The organism is Geobacillus sp. G4 (genome assembly GCF_040327975.1).
GTDB lineage: Bacteria > Bacillota > Bacilli > Bacillales > Anoxybacillaceae > Geobacillus > Geobacillus thermoleovorans.
In genome coordinates, this window is record NZ_JBEPJY010000028.1 from 1 (window position 1) to 17783 (window position 17783).

The window sequence follows — 17783 nt, forward strand, 5'->3', positions numbered from 1 at the left end:
CCTCATTCCACTATCCTAACAAGCAGCTGAAGAAGGTGGGTATTTTTCACACTGTCTACTTGACAGGGATATGTTCATCCTTGTCCGTTTTTCACCAAAACACTTTAAATCCCTCTCCGTTCAGATAAAACGCAGGAAGTGGTCAGCGCCACGCTCAACCGATATGCTTTAAATCCCTCTCCGTTCAGATAAAACTAGCGGCCTCCCAGAGCTCCTTAGACACGAGGGGCTCACTTTAAATCCCTCTCCGTTCAGATAAAACTCGCCTGTCGCAACATCTTTATACGCGATACCATCCTTTAAATCCCTCTCCGTTCAGATAAAACCCGCCTACCACTCTCAATTCCATGCTGACAAGAGGATCTTTAAATCCCTCTCCGTTCAGATAAAACATGATGACCCGTTTGCGGATGCTGGCGAACCGATTGACTACTTTAAATCCCTCTCCGTTCAGATAAAACGAAGGCGGAAATGGCCGCGGCCGAGTGGCGGAGAACTTTAAATCCCTCTCCGTTCAGATAAAACTCTCCTACGTCAGCCTCTTTTGGAAAAATAGCCTTCTTTAAATCCCTCTCCGTTCAGATAAAACGGAATTGCCACCGGGTAACAATAAAATCGGAAAAGCTTTAAATCCCTCTCCGTTCAGATAAAACGGTGGAGCTAAAACTCAATCGAATTTATTAGGTTCTCTTTAAATCCCTCTCCGTTCAGATAAAACTGGTTTTTCCGGCTCAACGTGCTTCTGCAAATCCTCTTGCTTTAAATCCCTCTCCGTTCAGATAAAACAGATGATTGACGAGATCGTTGAGCGTTTTTCTTCTCCTTCTTTAAATCCCTCTCCGTTCAGATAAAACAGGGAGCGTAGTTTGGTGTGCGGTGATTTAATCCGCTTTAAATCCCTCTCCGTTCAGATAAAACTCCGGTCATCATATTCAATCGCTTCTTTAACCAAGCGCTTTAAATCCCTCTCCGTTCAGATAAAACGCTTTCTTTTGAAACAGTCCATTGCCCCCCAGGAACTTTGGCTTTAAATCCCTCTCCGTTCAGATAAAACTAATCGTCGTAAATCACCATCATGGTATCACCAGCTTTGCCTTTAAATCCCTCTCCGTTCAGATAAAACAATCAGAGCCGCAATTCCAACCGCCACCCATGTCATCTTTAAATCCCTCTCCGTTCAGATAAAACTTCGCCAGGCGTAAACAGCTTTTTAATGAGATCGTACTTTAAATCCCTCTCCGTTCAGATAAAACTAGCGCTATATGAAAGCGGAATAATCGCCGGAGAGCCCCTTTAAATCCCTCTCCGTTCAGATAAAACGATAGTCGCATCGCTAGTGGTATGAAAGAAAATTGCTTTAAATCCCTCTCCGTTCAGATAAAACCATAGTCAAAGTCGCGCGCTGTCGGACGCGATCAACTTTAAATCCCTCTCCGTTCAGATAAAACTTGAGTATCTTTTCGGCTATGTCTTCCGTAACGTGCTTTAAATCCCTCTCCGTTCAGATAAAACAAGTTTCTCGGCCTATACATAAAACCACCTCTGACCCTTTAAATCCCTCTCCGTTCAGATAAAACTGTAAAAGTTGCTGTAAGAGAAGTGTTCGAAGAAATGTTCTTTAAATCCCTCTCCGTTCAGATAAAACCGTAGTTGTCGATTTCGGCAAGAAGGTCGAGTTCACTTTAAATCCCTCTCCGTTCAGATAAAACCTTCAATTCTCATTTTCCGTTCCCCTTTCCGGTCAGAACTTTAAATCCCTCTCCGTTCAGATAAAACTGAACTTGTTCTTCTTGTGTTTGAACTTGTCCTTCCTTTAAATCCCTCTCCGTTCAGATAAAACGCTAGTTTCTGAGCTAATAATTGTATCGTCTTTTATCTTTAAATCCCTCTCCGTTCAGATAAAACTCTTTTCCTGCTACGTCAACGACAGGCGAGACGTTAACGCTTTAAATCCCTCTCCGTTCAGATAAAACAAATAGTATTCGATCAGAGTTATCTAACCGAATACCTCTTTAAATCCCTCTCCGTTCAGATAAAACAGACAATGCGCGATGCGAGAAATACGTTGCGGCGTTCTTTAAATCCCTCTCCGTTCAGATAAAACAGAAAAGGCCACTTATAAAAGTGACCTTCTCAAATAAAACTTTAAATCCCTCTCCGTTCAGATAAAACCTGGCAGAACAGACAAGAAAAGGCATCGAGAAATACTTTAAATCCCTCTCCGTTCAGATAAAACCATTTCCGCCTTCATCTCTTTGTCCTTCACCGTTCCTTCCTTTAAATCCCTCTCCGTTCAGATAAAACGTTTTTGACGTAGTTCGTAATTTCACCCCAAATTCTCTTTAAATCCCTCTCCGTTCAGATAAAACATGAAGGATAAAAAAGACTTAAAAGTGTTAGGGGAACTTTAAATCCCTCTCCGTTCAGATAAAACTCGCATCATCTTTGAGTATTTCCCGATCATCGAGGAAGCTTTAAATCCCTCTCCGTTCAGATAAAACTCTTGCCGCTGATGTAAAACGGAACCCGTACAGTTCTTTAAATCCCTCTCCGTTCAGATAAAACGACACCTGCGCCAGCAAGGGAAACAGAAGAAAAGGACTTTAAATCCCTCTCCGTTCAGATAAAACGAAATATCCGAGCCACCCATGCGTCTATTAGTTCCGACTTTAAATCCCTCTCCGTTCAGATAAAACCTGGCAGAACAGACAAGAAAAGGCATCGAGAAATACTTTAAATCCCTCTCCGTTCAGATAAAACGTATTATAGGTTGTGAACATACATAGAAGGGGGATTCTTTAAATCCCTCTCCGTTCAGATAAAACGTGCCGCCCTTGTTGCTCGACTTCCGCACCGAACAACCTTTAAATCCCTCTCCGTTCAGATAAAACTTGGGCGTTGCTCATTTTTTCGGTACTTTTCGATAGCCTTTAAATCCCTCTCCGTTCAGATAAAACAGGAGGGTGGGCGGCGATCGCCTGCTATCCGATGCACTTTAAATCCCTCTCCGTTCAGATAAAACCCCTATCAGTTACAAAGCAATATTCATTGATGTAGCAGGGAATTCCGGCTAATGCCTACACAACAATTATACCTCATTTTGCAGTAAAGTAGTAATTGTGTTTTCTATGCTGCGCAAATAATGACACACTTCCCTTGATAAATCAAGCTTTTCCCCATTTATCCGTTAAAAGGAGGTTCACTGCAAATTCTTAAAACTTAGAGGAACAACTCATCAAAATTCTTTTCCTGACCAAATACCCGCTTTTTTATATTCTTCGGATTTCCTATTTCGTATAAGTAAATGGAGTCTTCTTCTTTATCAATGATCATCTCCAATTCATACATGCACTTCATCAGCAGGCTTTTCGAAATCTCCCCTTCAAATACGCTATTTTGCGTCCAAGTGAGGTATTCCTTTAATTTTTTGCAAACTTTGTTGACCCGCTTCTCCGCTACGTCATACGTAATGATGACAAACATGTTTCACCACCACGCTTTCAACGGTTTATATAGTTCATCCCCAATGAAATGTTTAATGAGCTTGTAGCATTCCAATCGTATAAAATGCCGATAACTCACTTTTCTTTTCAGCTTCCGATGTTGGATGGATGTAGCCAATTTATTCTCCCACTCAATAATAAACTTTTTCTTTCCTTCCTCATTTAAAAATACCATTCCATCTATATCATCAAAATGTTTATTGGTAATGATCCGATTGTTAATGGAAGCGATAATAACCGGATCGACGATCAATGGCTTAAAGATTTCGGCTAAATCCAAACTTAATGAAAATCGCCTTGTCGACGGTTCATGCAAAAAACTAACCGTAGGATCAAGCGGTGTTTTGTAGATTTCACCTAATACCGTTGTATAACACAATGAATTTCCGAATGAGATCAAAGCATTCAGCGGGTCACGTGGAGGCTGCTTTGTCCGCTTTTCAAACGTAAAATCCTGCCTCAAAATGTCATTAAATGATTGATAATAATGTTGGCGAATCCGGCCTTCAATTCCCATTAACTCTTGAACGGTACTCGCTGCGTCCAGTTTTTTTGCCTCTTCTTCGATTTGATGGATATAGACCTCTGTCTTCTCTTTATGTCTGCGAATATTCCGCAACATATGATGCACAGCGCTTTCCAAAAACATTTTTGCTATATACAGCCGTTTTCCTTTATCGAGATAATGGGCGCTCTGTTGCACAACGGTAAAACCAGACACTTTTCTGTTTCGTGGACAGAACGTTCCCGCATAGAACCCGTAATAGTTGAAAATATGCAAATGGACCTCATGCTGGCTTAACAAATTAAGCAACGCGGAGTTGAAGTCCACTTCCCCAAATACATATAAATTTTCGATTTGATGCACAGGAAGCGATCTCTTGTTTTCGTTTTCATCTAAAAAATAAATCGTATTGTCCTTTCGCTTGAGCCGCCCGTTCGAAAAAATATAATGATCTTTCAACATCATTCGTCACCTTCCAGTGCATAGCAAAATTCATAATATGCACACTTTGGACAATATGATAGTTTTTTAAGAGGCGGGGGAGAGGGAAGTTGCAAAATTTGATAGATGTCTTTTAAAGCCTTTTCCACCTTTCGCTCGTCTTCTTCTGTTAATATCACTTCCTCCGTCTTTCTTTCCTTCGTATAGCTGATCAATCCTTTTTTATGAATGCCTCGTTTTTTCAGTTCGTAAAGATAGTACAACATTTGAAAACGATCCGCTTCGGCCATTTTACTGGAGATTTTGATTTCGCGAACGTATTCGTCCTCTAATGCATCTAGTTTAAATGTGTCATCAATGAGAATTTCTCTCTCATCCAAGCGTGGATACGCCCGATCGTGCAAAATCTTTCCTTCGATCACCCGTTCATGCTCTTCTTCCATTCCAATCCCTTTGGAAAACAACCATAATTTCCGCTTGCACACTTTGTAATAATGAATTTGAACACCGCTTGCCATTGGCCGCTCTCTCCTCAATAAAATACAGACAATGATGCATCGAACCGAATTCCTGTTCCTTTCCCCTTTTCTCGGTCAAAATCATATTCAACATCCGCAATGTATATATGGTCAAACGGTTTAGACAATCGTTCTGAGACACATTTCTCCGCAAGAAAACGGTGGACGCTGATCGTCTTCTTTTCGATCTCCATGCGCAAATGAATCCGCTCTCGCCAGTCTCGGCAACGGCGGCATTCATCGATGACATGGGCGATTTCGTCGTAAATTCGCCGTGGAATGATGGGAACGGTCTGAATGTCACGCAGTTTCCGCTGTGCCTCTTTCTTGCTCATTTCATACGGATCTAAATGATCAAACATCGATAACGCGTCCTCAAACTCCCGCAAAAATGAGGTTCCTTTTAATCTCTCGCGTTCATATAGCTTTGCAACCAGTTCAATTTTCGCTCGTTCGTCAAGAATCTTTCCTTCATAATCTTTCAGCAAGCAAATGCTTTCACGCACGAGATGTTCATCATATACGGATGGAACTCCAGAAACGTTTTGTGTAAAAATATGGATATTACATTGTTCCCCTTGAATAACCCTTCTTCGATAACAGCGCCCAAGACGTTGAAACAGACTGTCCAGTGGAGACATTTCTGTGAATAAATAGTCAAAATCAATATCAATGCTTGCTTCGACAAGCTGAGTCGTAATCCACACCCCATTTGTCTTTGCCTCATTGAACTCTTTAATTTGCCGCTCGAGCCATTGACGATCTTCTTGCGTAAATTGTGAATGCAGCAAATGAACAGGTACATCGCTGGCCATTTCGGATAACCGTTCATACAGTTCCATCGCCCGACGAACTGTATTCACAATGACTAACACTTGGGATGAACGCGCCATTCTGACAAAGTCCTCTATTCCTTCTGTTATTTCCTGATCATGGAGCTGAATGCGGTGGCGGTGATTCTGGCTGTCAATAAATTCGCCGAAAACAGTGTCTTCTTCATCGATGATGCTTCGGCGCTTGAGTTCATCCAAATATAAAGTTGGCAATGTAGCTGTCATAATCATGAATCGACCGCCTACTTTTTTAATCATTTCTAATGACTTAATCAACATCGCAGCAATTTTTGGATCATACGCTTGGATTTCATCGATCACCACTTTAGCATTTGCCATGCTTGCTAGTTCTTTTTCAAACCCTCTGTAATAAAAAGGAAATTTTAAAATTTGGTCAACAGTCGTGAAAAGCAGTTTCATGGACAGCTGTTGCGACTGTTGCTTAATCGCCTCCCAATTTTCTTCTTCTCGTTCTGCTAAATAGAAGGCGCTCGTGGAATGTAAAAGGCCCGCAGCTTCGTACCCCATTTGATACCGAATCCGTTCGTAAATTGCATTAATACTGACGCGAAGAGGCAAGGTGAAAAAGGCCTTATCTCGATCGATCCACAATAAGGCAGATTCCGTTTTTCCCATACCTGTTTGTGCTATCACAATCACATTTTTATGGGTATGACTTTCTGTAAAACGCTGTAAATCATTTAGATGAAACGACTTATTCTCCATATACCGTCGCACATAGACACCAACATCTTGATGAACGTCCGACTCGACGGGAAGGTGCGCTGAGGCCGCATGGTCAATCCGCTGCAAGAGACCCTTTACCAACACATAATCCCAAAATGACTTCCCGTCATGAATGGTATACCGTTTTAGCAACCGATCCACAAATCGAAACGATAACTTTTCAGCCAAGGGCAGCTGCATATGGTGGGCAATAGCCTCTCTTTGCTTTTGTAGATCGTTTTCTAAAATATCACGGATCGCTTCTTTATCAGGCTGTTTATCCCGCTCATGATGGTAGCCGATGGCATGAGTTAACAGTCGTATTTCTTCTTTCGTCAAATTCAATTGGTCAAATGGAACAAGACCAACAGACAGATAGTTATGCGGTACATTGGCGTCGCAATCAGTTTCCAGCAGTTCTTCTTGAATGGCGCGGCGGATTTTGTTTTGAAACACCGTGTTCGCTTTCCCGATGTCATGATACTCGATCGCTAATCGAAGCAATTCCCACATTCTTTCATTGACACGAATCAATCGGTCTCCATAACTGTCCTTTAGTAATCGCCAATTATCAAGAAGACGATCCGTATGTTCACGGATCGTCTCTTTCGTTTCGGACTTTGCATAAAACATGACCGTTTGATTTCCTCCCATTCTATAAATGGAAAAATACGAGCTCCCCGTCTTCATCAATACACGCTCCCTCTGGAGCTGTCGTCCCTTTTCGCACGTATCCCACATTGACTTTCTCCCATTTTCTCACTCCGTTCACGACTTCGTATTTCCAAGGGAGTTCATATGGGATATGCTTTATGTCTATATCGAGCAAATGATGGGGAATGTAAGCGTAATAGCGTAAATCTTTCTCTTCATCCAATTCATCTACCTGAACTATTTTATACTCATCAATTCGGACCAAATCTTCCCATCTACCTAAGCTATAATGGTTTTCGCCAGTTTCGATGGCATGTATTACCCGTTCAAGAACTTCTTTTTCTGCCTCAACGTGAATCAACAAATCAACTCGGTACAACAAATGTGTATAAATGGGCATTGTCGTAATTTCGTTAGCATCGTACGAAAACGACTCATCCTGAATCCCATCAAGGATCAGTGGAAAAGCAGCGACATCACGTTTTTTAAAAAAGTAATGCCGCTGATAGTCGAGCAGTTTCGCCTCATACTCCCCTTGAACGCTTAGGCGCATGGGGATGAAACGATCCGCGCGAAGCAACGCGTGAATCATTCCTTTAACTGTAGAATAAGGCGGAAGCGGATATGTTTCCGCCACCTTGGAAGCGAACGGTTTTTTATAGCACGCTGTCTCTTGAAATAGTTTTAAACGCAACGCCTTCATTATCATTCACCGTAGTATGTTTGAACTTGTTCAGCAATATGGCGGAAAAACTGCTCCACTGATCCAGTCTTCTCTGCAAATCGTTGTGCAAATTCATCTTCATTAGCAAATATGCCGCTTACTAAACCGATGCGCGTCTCGTCAGCAACTGGCCTGCCTGCGAACGTTTGCGCCATGGTATCAGCGATAGGGGCAACTTCAATTTCCCATCCTCGTGGCGAAGAGGCCAAGCGAATTTTCCCAAGGAAAAACGGATTTGCTACATCATATACTCCGCCGATGACGAATAGTGGGGACAAGTTTTCACGACGACCGCGAATATTCCGATTGAGCAACTTCACAATATCAAGCAATTGCTGAACCCGCTTCGCTTTTTCCTGATTGGGTAGCTCGACCTCCCCATCGACGCCAATGCGATGTAAGTCTATCGTGATGGTGTAACAATAGAAGCTTTGGTGCTGCTCGATCTGAGCCAAATTCGGATCAGCACCAATTCGGCTGGCTAGCCCCATGTTATTCAAAAATTCCAAATCGCTTTTATACGGTTCGAGGGAAATGGCATGGCTTAAACGCACGACAGCAGCGCGTTTTTGCGAGTTTTTATCCGTTTTCAAGTACCCGAATAAATCCATTTCAACGGAATCTTCGATGGTGACATCTTTTTTGAACTGAACAACACCGCTCGCTTTATCGACGGTATTTAAGTTCCAGCCAAACAGTTCATTTCCTAAACGGACGATATCGTAACGCAAACTCTGCCGCGATGCGTATGTGTACGCCTCTCCATTGCCGCGATGAAACTTTTTTAATTCGGAAATATTCGCAATGCCCTCTCCATAGTTTAGCGATCCCGCTTGAAAGACAATCGTCATCGTGACCGTTTTCGTCATGATACAACCTCCTCTTGTTCTCCTTGTCCTCCTTGAGACAGCAACCCAGCAATAAAGGCGTTGGCTACAGCAGGAAAATCCAAATCCCGCTCATGCAACGCATTTAAGAAAAGCGGAGAAATGGGCTGATCCGCTGACATATGGAGCCGGAACAACGTATCCAAGAAGCTTTTCCGATCCCCCGCTTTCGCTGCGTTTAACAACCGATAGGCAATCGCGATAATTTTTTTACTCGGGCTGGCAGAATAATGGTCAGCCGTTTTAGGGCTTCCAGCCTGTTCCAATGCCTTTCGAATCTCTTGGCCGCACCGATATAGGGCATATACCCTTTTGTCTGTTTTCTCCATTTCTTTTCCTCCTTTTCAGCTGCATAATTCGGCTGCGTTCGCGAACAGCGATGTAAGGGCCGATGTGGGAACGTCCATTTTCAATACAATCACGCAAATATTGATAAATGACTCGAGCAGGATCCGCTCCACGCAGTACGTCTTGGATGAACTGTTCTCGATAGTCATAATGGACGTAATCCAACTTTCCAGGATATTCAACAAAATAGCGGGCCAAATACAATGGAAGATGGTAATAGTGCAAATGCGTTTTTTTGCTGTCATAGTCAGAAGAAAATTCTAAGAAAAATAGATGGTCGACCACATAGTTTGCTTCTTTCGTTACACTTTGGACGAGCTTGCTTACGATGCGGTCAAACGGATCTTTTTGCTGCTTCATCTGCTTCAGGTGGTTGTTTTTCTGCAAAATCTCAGAAAATGCCGCATCAGATTGGACAAAGCCTGCATACATACGATACTCGTTTTGCTCTTGAAATCCCTCTTTCTTTAAGTAAATCGCCGCACCGGCAGGCGCAAAAAACAACACAAGTTTCGCCAAAGATGAAATTGGTTTCGGCTGCTTGTCTTGTAAATTCCAATTAAAATTAAAAGCGTTGCTCGTCGATACTCCAATTGGGGAAAAGATCATTTCTTCAAAGTTATAAAAGGCAACGTGCCCGGAGAAAAGCATGCATTCATACAAAGCGCTCATCTCTTCCCTCATTTGAGGCAACTTTTTCTTTCTCCACGCTCTCTTCAATGCTTTAAACGGCCCATATTCGGCATGCTCGTCCAGGAAATGAAGAACTTCATTCTCTGTCGAAGCAGAGCGAAAGACGTGTTCAAATTGAAGATCGTATTGCACCGGAATAATATAATCGGCCTGAAATCGTTCAATGTGCCCTTCCAAATCCAGATTATTGTTTGAAACATTCAAAAACGATACTTGTCCGAAAAACGACTTTAGGACCGCCGCTTTAAAATAGTTTAATGTCAGCTTTTCATTAATGGCTTCTTTGGAAAGAAGTTGTTGAAATTCGGCGATACATTGCTCCAATTGTTCAAGTTGCTCCGGTTTTTTGACGGATTTGAGCGTTTCAAATAACTGCTCGACCGGCTCATCAGGGAAATACTTTTGAATTTTCTTTCCCGCATCCGTAATCGTCTTTTTTATACTGGATAAGGCCGTTGAAAATGAGTTTTCTTTTTTAGCCTGTCCAAGGTAATGGCGCAATCTCTCGCCATCCCGCTTTGCTACACTGTATTCATCGATCAAATAAAGAAAATACGCTCGGGGCAACTGTGGAAGCACCTCTGTCTCCAACTCAAGCCCCTGAGGGTGGATTGAAACGCTTTGCCGGTGCTGTGGGTCAATAATCCCCTTCCGCAATCCATACTCAAATACCCGATACAGCCCGACAAGCCCCATTGTCACCATCCACTCGCCCATGCGGAGTTCAATCTTCATCCCCGCACCTCCTCTACCTCAAGCAGGCCAAATCCTTGATTGCGCCGTTTGGACAACCCGAGCTGATACAACAGCTGCAAATCGCTTGGATGGCCGGTTAGCGAAAAGAAAGTTTGGTACGCTGTAAAATATAAAACGTTGCCGCCCCCATGCGTTGCCTCGAATTCATGATTCGTCTCCTTCACTACCACCTTGCGCCATCGCAACGGCCGCACAATCAAGGGCGACAATAGCCCATTTCCCCGATACTGCCGCAAAATCAGATCCGCTAAATGATTCACGTGCTCCTCATAGTCGGGAGCATCCGGGCTGACCGGCTTCTGGTTTTTATCTTCAACCAACATCGGAGAAAGGGTGCGAAACACCACGGTAGAATCTGTGATCGTTTTCTCCGGCAGCATGCGGATTTTCTCTTTTACAAGCTGATAGTGCTTGTATGAAAATACTTGCTTTTGTTGCAAACCGTTGTATAAGTGCAAGAGAAACTCATGATCAGGCGAACTAACGGTCATCGTTATCCCTTCTAAATAAACCTCTTGATCGGCAAATCGGAAATTTTTTAAGTATGTAGAAAATGAAAATGGTTTCATCGAAACACTGTCGTATAAACGCTCATAATATTGCTCATCCGACATTCGTAATGCTTCTTTTATCACTGACACCAACATCATACGGTATGAAACAGGCATTCTTTCCACTTTAAAAGAACAAGCAAGCCTCATGACGCACCTCCTTTTGATTTACATATTACCTTGTTATGGATAAAAATGTTGTCGGAATTTGTCGTCTGATAAATGAAATTTGTTATTTTTTTGTAACCATTGCTACAAAAATAAAATAACCCATGGTGCTAAAAGGACGGTGATTTAAGGGGGAAAATATAGCTCTCCTTCTAGCAACATATTCACCGCCATCCCAAGCACTTTAGTCACGTTAAACCCAACTATCACATTTCCAATCTCCTTACTGCAAAACGCTAGCGGAATCGTGACAGGGTTAAACGTGCCTGTCAATGCCGGCGATCGCTTGCTCATGGTGTTTTCAGTCACTACTTCCGGTCTCTCTATTGCCTCATCGATCACGGGATATGCTAGTGCGGGAGTGTCCATTAGCTAGCCGCAACGAACGACTTGACAATCCACACACCTAAAGGGCGTGGGATTCTTGGGTCGTTCACGTCCTTATCCATTTCTGGTTCGGACAACGCAAAAGCTTCAGGGGCTGACCCAAAACGCGAATGCGTCTTGGGTCAGCCCCTTGATTTTTCGGGGCGATCCTAAAGCAGAACGTTTGGCTTTCGTTCCAAAAGGCGAAGGCCATACCATTCTTCCCCTGATGCCGTGGCCGGCGGTTGCGAGTATAGTCATTTTTCCGTTTGGCGAGCGCCTTAACGGTCTGGGTTCTCGTTTAAGCCATAGGTTGCCACAAGCGTCTTCTTGACCGTCACTGTCGTTTCTCTTGCGGCGAAACGAACCGGATCGGCATCAAGCAGCCGATGAGAGCCACCGCCGCACTGGCGAGAAAAAGGTACGAAAAACCCATCGTCGCCAAGGCGCCGACGCTGCTAAAAATGAGCATGTCGCACAGGCTATCGACAATCGATAAGAGCGAAATCGTCGTCGCGCGCACATGCGATGGGATGAGGGCGTTCGACAATTGCGAATACACCGGATAGCGCACCGTCCGCACAAAACGAAGCGCGACCATCGCCCCAAACAACGAAAACAGCGCATCGCCATCAAGCGCCACGATGACAAGCGCCAAAACGCCAAGCGCACCGGTCGCATGCATGAGTCCGATCCGCGAAAAACGCGTTGTCAGCCAGCCGATGGATCTTGACACCACAAAGCTGAACACGGTGAGAGAGCCGAGCACAACGCCGATGAACGACACTGGCAGCCCGGCGTCGTACAACAGCTTGTCGCTAAAGTTTTCGAAAATTGCCGTCGTCGGTATAAACACGAGCGTCACGTTGAGAAACATCCAAAGCACTTGCGGCGCTTGGCGGATCGCCAACATCCCTTCTTTTACTTGCGAAAGCGGCTGCCCACGGTACGCACCGTGTCCCGGCGGGTTTTTGACCAAAAACACAAGCACAAGCCGCACACATTGAAACACGATGCCCAGAACAATAAGCAAGTTGAATTGCCCGTTCGTTAAATCTTTGGCCACGAGCGCCCCGATGACGAGCGCCGCCACCGTCACGACAAATTGCGCCGACTGAATGATCCCCATCGCCTGGTCCATCAAATGTTCTTCGTTCGACGCCTTCAACGACTCGTAAATGAGCGCCTCGTCCGCACCGCTGAAACACGAGGCGGCAAACCCACTCAAAAAATTGCTCATGAAAAAGAGCCACGGTTCATCCGCTCCAAGGAGCATCGCATGACTTATGATGCTGAAAACACTTCCGAGCAGAAACGCACGCTTCGCCCCGTATCGGTCCGCGAGCATGCTCGTCGGCACTTCCCCGACAAGAACGCCGAAACTCCAGCAAAACATCACCCATAAAATCAGCGCCTCATCCAGACCGCGCGAAAAGTAAAAGAGCGCGAGCACCGGCTGAATAAACTTCACGCTTCCAAACAAATCCGCCCAAAATAGCACGCGAATGTTGTGGGCGGCCAACGTTCCTTTTTTCATCATTTTGAATCCTCCTGCTTTCATGCGTCTTCCAATGCCGCCAGCAAGCAGGAGGGAAAGGCGCTGATGGATCCGTTACCGATTTTTTTTGTTGGCTAATCAGTCAGACATCCGTCCATCTTTTTCAGCGCACCGCTCCTCCTGCTTGCGCTTTTGAGAAGAAGATGAGAATGTGTTGCATATGAACTCCCTCCATTCTAAGATTCTTCTTCGTTGTTTTTCGACACAAACCTCCCGAGTCCCTGTCTCGGAGTGTACTTTTTCACTGAAATTATCCGGAAAATTCGGTTATATCGTTTCCAATTTACCTCCTCTTCCGGTCAAAAAAGTGCCAATGCAAACGGTACTCGCAAATCTCTTTCGTCCAGTTATACAATACCTCCGTATGTTTAGGATCAATAGAAAAACGAAGAGTAAAAATGTTATTTTGAAAAGAGACAAGCCCCTTGGATGTTTCACTCCATTTTGTCATTGGCATATCTGCAATGAGTTCACTGACTTTTTTCTCATCATATTCCCATAAGGATTTTGTACGCTTGTCAGAAAAATCAAGGCGCTTCCGATACTCCTTTTCCGTCAAATAACGATGGAAAAACAACGCAACCTGTTGTGGTGTAATTGGCTGATGCCATGCACTTGGCCCGCGCTCTAACATTGCCTTCAAAACAACCATTTTATAGCTTTTACTCATTTTCGTCCACTCTACCTCGGTAAGCCACGGCTCATGCTTTAGAAACACTTCTTCCTCCAATTCGGACAACTCCCCCGCCCAATATAAAAAACCGACATAAGATCCGAACTCTTGTTTGTACTCCGCCGCTTCACTTTGGCCATGGAGATGCAGTTCCAAATACGTCGGCCGTCTGCCGAGCTCCTGTTTCAGCTCTCGATAATCAGCAAGCAACCGTTCTTTACGCGGTTGGCGTTTTTTCTGCATCTCTTCGAGAAGATGGATGGCTTGAACATCGAGATGCAGTTCGCACGTTTCCGGAACCGTTGGCATAACAGGTTCCCGTGCCTTTTTCTTCGTTTCGCCCCTCTGTGTATCAAACAGGCGCAGTTTGACATCCGCATTCCGGTAGTTTCCGATTAAATCAATAATCACGCAATAATCCTTGCCTTTGTACAGCCGCAGCCCGCGCCCGACTTGCTGGGTGAAGACGGTCAGCGATTCCGTCGGACGCACGAACAAAAGTGTATCGACAGAAGGAATATCGACCCCTTCATTGAACAAGTCGACGGTGAAAATGGCGTCCAGTTCACGGCGTTCCAACATGGCAATGGCCTGCTTGCGCGAAATGGCCGTCTGCTTCGAATGAAGGCTGATCGTCCGGCAGCCATGGCGTTGGAAATATTCGGACAGAAAATCGGCTTGCCGAATCGATGAACAAAAGACAAGCGTTCTCGTTTTCTTGTATCGCTTCCACGCTCGCAAAATCTTCTCCGCCATCTCCTCGCGAAGCTGCACTTGAAGCAATTCTTCCTCATCATAGCGATTGCCAAGCCACTTGATTTGCGAATAGTCTGTGTCGTCGTAGACCCCGTAATAATGGAAGGGAGCCAACCAACCGCGCTGCACCGCTTCGATAAAATCGATGCGATACGCGACATTTCCGTCGCAAAGGGCGTATACGTCTTTGTTGTCGCTCCGATCTGGAGTAGCAGTGATGCCAAGCAAAAATTTCGGCTGAAAATAACAAAGGACGCGTTCGTACGAGCGGGCTGCCGCATGGTGGAGCTCGTCGACAATGATCAAGTCAAATGCGTCGGGACGAAACGAATGCAAATGTTTTTTCATGCTTAGTGTAAAGATCGAGTCAAACACCATGTCGGCATTTCCTTCTTTTTGATTGCCATCGTACAGTCCTGCTGTTCGATCAGGAATCACGCGTTCAAACGACTGCTTCGCCTGGCGAAGAATTTCTTCGCGATGGGCGATAAACAGCACCCGCGAAAAACGGCGGGCAAAAAAAGCGGCCAAGTATGTTTTTCCCAGCCCGGTCGCCATGACAACCATCGCTTTGTCGTACCCTTCTTCATAGGCAGCTTCCAACCGCTCCAACGCCTCAACTTGGGCAAAGCGCGGCTGGATCGTTCCATATGGCGCCGCCGTTTCATGGACAACATCAACCTTGTCCGCCGTCTCTCCCTCTTGCTTCTTCTCCGTTTCCGTCGGAAGCATCAACTCGATTTCTTCATTCTCCGCCCATATGCGGGCTAAATTGGGGTGCCGCTGATGATAGTCTTGATGCTGCTTTTCATAGTCAGCGGCCGTTTCGGCATTGACCGGCACGGTTTCCGGAGCGTAAAACAGCTTTAAAAACTGCTCCATTGCTTCGGCAAATACATCCTCATCAACGCTCTTATCCAGCCCAAGGTTCCATTCGACACCGTCAGTGAGCGCCGAACGGGACAAGTTGGAAGAACCGACAATGAAGTAGCCGCCTTCTGTATCTTCAAATAGGTACGCTTTCGGATGAAAGGAAATTCCCTCACTCCGATACAAGCGGACCTCGATGTCCGGGTGGATGGATATGAGCTCGCGCAACGCCTCTGGCTGAGTGACAAACAAGTAATCACCAACGCAAATTTTGATATCCGCCCCCCGCTCTGCAGCTGCCCGCAAACTGTCCTTCAATAAGCGAACCCCGGACTTCATGGCAAACGATGTCAGTATGTATATCGTCGACGAGCGGCTCATCTGTTCCTGCAACTTGTCGAGAAGACGTCTGGAAATCAACTCCACCTTACTCATCGTGAACCTCGATCAAAAAAATTTTGTCTCGAAAACCACCGCGCTTCTCTGCCTTTTTGGCGCGGATTTGTTCCACTTGCTCGATCGAAGCGCCATGGCATTCAGCCAAAGCATGGATAATTTCCAACACGTCTGCGAGCTCTTCAAGAGCCGCCTCATCCGTTTCCGCTTGGACGTATTCCTCAAGCTCCTCAAACGCTTTTTTCTGCAGTTCTTTCCTATACTCTTCATCGTCAAGTATGCGGGTTGTAAACGTTTTTCCCGCTTGTTCAATAATGGTTGGAATGCGGTCGCGAACGAGTTTGTTGTACATCGGCATGTCCATTCCTCCATTTACAAAACTATACTACCATTTTACAAAATTTCGCCTTTTTTTCATAGGAAAGAACACACAGAAGACCGCCGTTTCTAAGGCCTATTGCCTGTTGCAAAATGAAAACACCAAAAATTTCACATACTCCCCCCTCTTTCATCCCATACTAAGAAAAATCGACATAATTCGCGCTTGGGGGCTATGATGGAACACTCGATCCTTTGGCTGCTTGCTACGGTGGGCATCGGTTTGCTGGGGCTCAGCTTCCGCTTTCTTTCACCAAGGGAAGTATGGTTTTCGTTTTTGCTGAATGCGTATATTTCCAGTTTGGCAGGCCTGATCGTCAGCGGGGCGGGAATGCTTGCCTATCCAGTGCGGCTGTTTCCAGATTATACGAACGACAGCGTGATCTTTGAATACTTGCTTTACCCTGTTGTCAGTGTGTACGTTTACGGGACATCGCGCCGCTCGGGCTGGAAGGGGATATGGATGCAGTGCGCCGCTTATACAGGGGGGATGACGGCGGTCGAGATCCTGTTGGAGCGGCACACCGACCTGATCGAATACCATACGTGGAAGTGGGGTGTAAATTAGCACATTATTTCGGAACCCCTTTTTCAAATTATTTCAGACGGATTCCGAAATAATGTGCAAAATTTTTGTGAATTATTTCGGATTTTGCAGTTTATTTCAGAACGTTTGCACATTCTTTCGGATGGCGTTTTCCAGTTCCTGATCCGGTGAATGAAACAGAAAAACAAAAAAGGGAAAAACGGGACGCCAAAGGGGCCGATTTCGGCCCCTTTCGTGCTAATACCCCATTTCCTCTGCGGCCATGCGCACCACATCCTCGTCAATGACGTCCTTTTTCAGCTGATGCCCGTACAGCAGGCAAGTCGTGGCCAACGTGTTGATGACACGGGGCCAACCACGTGATTGCAGGGCAATTGCCTCTAACGCCGATGGGGTGAAGATCGGATGCTTGGCCCCGGCCTGTTTCATCCGATGCTCGATGTAGCCCGCCACCTCCTCCTTCTCGAGCGGCCCCATCCGGCATCGCATGATGATCCGCTGATCGAGAGGGCGGTGCTGATTGAGCCGCAGCTTCCCCTGTAAATGGGGCAGCCCGGCCAACATCAAGACAAATGGGTTGGTCGAATCCATCTCAAAGTTGAACAAGATGGCGATGTCTTGTAAAAAGGCATCTTTGGCCAAATGCATCTCATCCAAAATGAACACCGGCGTGATCCGTCGTTCATGATGCAATTGCTCGATCGCCTGCTGGATTTGGCGGAAGAGGTCCACCTTGCGGTATTTCGGTTCTTCCCCCAACCCAAGGGCCAGCCCACGGTAAAAATCCATCACGCCTCCGGTCGATAACGGGAAGTAGACCACATGATACAACGAAGGGGACAACGATTCCTTCCACGCCCGAAGGGCGAACGTCTTGCCCGCCCCCGGCTCTCCGATCAACAGCCCGATTCCCCGCGTTCGCTTCACGTACT

Annotated in this window: 12 protein-coding genes, 2 pseudogenes and 1 CRISPR repeat array; of the genes and pseudogenes, 2 read left to right on the forward strand and 12 right to left on the reverse strand. The window is 45.4% G+C overall.

Annotated elements, in window-relative coordinates:
- The first annotated feature begins 102 nt into the window (after nt 1-102).
- Nucleotides 103-3022: direct repeats of the CRISPR family, unit length 29 nt; unit sequence CTTTAAATCCCTCTCCGTTCAGATAAAAC.
- Between the two features lie 197 nt (nt 3023-3219).
- The 8 genes and pseudogenes from cas2 to cas6 form a co-directional block, all read right to left on the reverse strand.
- The gene (cas2, locus tag ABS784_RS16080; protein ID WP_044731100.1) at nt 3220-3483 is read right to left on the reverse strand and encodes a CRISPR-associated endonuclease Cas2; all 264 of its coding nucleotides are present in this window, start codon (nt 3481-3483) and stop codon (nt 3220-3222) included.
- 3 nt (nt 3484-3486) lie between these two features.
- Nucleotides 3487-4470: a type I-B CRISPR-associated endonuclease Cas1b gene (cas1b, locus tag ABS784_RS16085; protein WP_044731099.1), complete on the reverse strand. Its 984-nt coding sequence runs from the start codon at nt 4468-4470 to the stop codon at nt 3487-3489.
- Entirely contained in the window at nt 4470-4967 is a 498-nt protein-coding gene (gene cas4, locus ABS784_RS16090; protein ID WP_044737288.1) for a CRISPR-associated protein Cas4, read from the reverse strand. The genes cas1b and cas4 overlap by 1 nt, the downstream gene beginning before the upstream one ends.
- A 14-nt stretch (nt 4968-4981) precedes the next feature.
- Nucleotides 4982-7216, reverse strand: a complete 2235-nt coding sequence (cas3, locus tag ABS784_RS16095) for a CRISPR-associated helicase Cas3' (RefSeq protein WP_352513227.1) — start codon at nt 7214-7216, stop codon at nt 4982-4984.
- A complete protein-coding gene (gene cas5b / locus ABS784_RS16100; protein ID WP_041468334.1) occupies nt 7182-7883 on the reverse strand; it encodes a type I-B CRISPR-associated protein Cas5b in 702 nt (233 codons plus the stop codon). The genes cas3 and cas5b overlap by 35 nt, the downstream gene beginning before the upstream one ends.
- Before the next feature lie 2 nt (nt 7884-7885).
- On the reverse strand, nt 7886-8773 hold the full coding sequence (gene cas7i, locus ABS784_RS16105) for a type I-B CRISPR-associated protein Cas7/Cst2/DevR (protein WP_044731095.1): 888 nt from the start codon (nt 8771-8773) through the stop codon (nt 7886-7888).
- Nucleotides 8770-10567: pseudogene (locus tag ABS784_RS16110) on the reverse strand (type I-B CRISPR-associated protein Cas8b1/Cst1). Before ABS784_RS16110 ends, cas7i begins: the two are co-directional and overlap by 4 nt.
- Nucleotides 10564-11289, reverse strand: a complete 726-nt coding sequence (gene cas6 / locus ABS784_RS16115) for a CRISPR-associated endoribonuclease Cas6 (RefSeq protein WP_352513232.1) — start codon at nt 11287-11289, stop codon at nt 10564-10566. The pseudogene ABS784_RS16110 and the gene cas6 overlap by 4 nt, the downstream one beginning before the upstream one ends.
- A 172-nt stretch (nt 11290-11461) precedes the next feature.
- Between cas6 and ABS784_RS16120 the strand changes: the two are divergent.
- A pseudogene (locus ABS784_RS16120) lies at nt 11462-11683 on the forward strand (exosporium glycoprotein BclB-related protein); the annotation flags it as partial.
- Nucleotides 11684-12010: 327 nt separating this feature from the next.
- On the opposite strand, the gene ABS784_RS16125 reads toward ABS784_RS16120, so the two are convergent.
- The 3 genes from ABS784_RS16125 to ABS784_RS16135 all read right to left on the reverse strand — a co-directional run bounded on the left by ABS784_RS16125 (nt 12011) and on the right by ABS784_RS16135 (nt 16284).
- Entirely contained in the window at nt 12011-13213 is a 1203-nt protein-coding gene (locus ABS784_RS16125) for an MFS transporter (RefSeq protein ID WP_352513234.1), read from the reverse strand.
- A gap of 301 nt (nt 13214-13514) precedes the next feature.
- Complete coding sequence (locus ABS784_RS16130) at nt 13515-15965, reverse strand: DEAD/DEAH box helicase family protein (RefSeq protein WP_352513236.1); 2451 nt, start codon at nt 15963-15965, stop codon at nt 13515-13517.
- The gene (locus ABS784_RS16135) at nt 15958-16284 is read right to left on the reverse strand and encodes a nucleoside triphosphate pyrophosphohydrolase (RefSeq protein WP_011231590.1); all 327 of its coding nucleotides are present in this window, start codon (nt 16282-16284) and stop codon (nt 15958-15960) included. Before ABS784_RS16135 ends, ABS784_RS16130 begins: the two co-directional genes overlap by 8 nt.
- A 198-nt stretch (nt 16285-16482) precedes the next feature.
- Between ABS784_RS16135 and ABS784_RS16140 the strand changes: the two genes are divergently transcribed.
- Nucleotides 16483-16872: a CBO0543 family protein gene (locus tag ABS784_RS16140; RefSeq protein ID WP_352513238.1), complete on the forward strand. Its 390-nt coding sequence runs from the start codon at nt 16483-16485 to the stop codon at nt 16870-16872.
- Between the two features lie 216 nt (nt 16873-17088).
- Here ABS784_RS16140 and ABS784_RS16145 read toward each other — a convergent pair.
- The coding region (locus tag ABS784_RS16145) for an ExeA family protein (RefSeq protein WP_352513240.1) at nt 17089-17783 on the reverse strand (695 nt) is incomplete at its 5' end.